This window comes from Joostella sp. CR20, assembly GCF_038433465.1.
GTDB lineage: Bacteria > Bacteroidota > Bacteroidia > Flavobacteriales > Flavobacteriaceae > Galbibacter.
In genome coordinates this window covers 1-334 of record NZ_JAESVF010000052.1, presented here as the reverse complement: position 1 = coordinate 334, position 334 = coordinate 1, and the positions used below count along the sequence as shown (strand labels likewise).

The 334-nt window shown below is 36.2% G+C and carries 1 pseudogene; it reads left to right on the top strand.

The features are described 5' to 3' along the window. Window positions 1-334 (top strand): annotated as a pseudogene (locus tag JMA43_RS14000) (RHS repeat domain-containing protein); the annotation flags it as partial.

The following is a 334-nucleotide window of genomic DNA, read 5'->3' as shown; positions in this document are numbered from 1 at the left end:
GGCAAAGAAGAACTTATTGCCCATAACGAGTACGATGCCTTAGGGCAATTAATACAGAAAAAAGTAGGAAACACCCAAAGCAAGCCTTTACAAACAATCGATTATAGTTACAATGTACGAGGTTGGTTAACGGCCATTAATGATGCGGATAATTTAGGAAGTGATTTATTTGGTTTTGAACTGGGGTATAACACTTCTCGAAGTGGAGCTGAAAAATTATACAATGGAAATATTTCTGAGACCTATTGGAAAACTAAGAGTGATAATGTGTTAAGAAGGTATGCTTATAGCTACGATGCTTTAAACAGAATAACCAAGGGAGCTTTTAACGGAA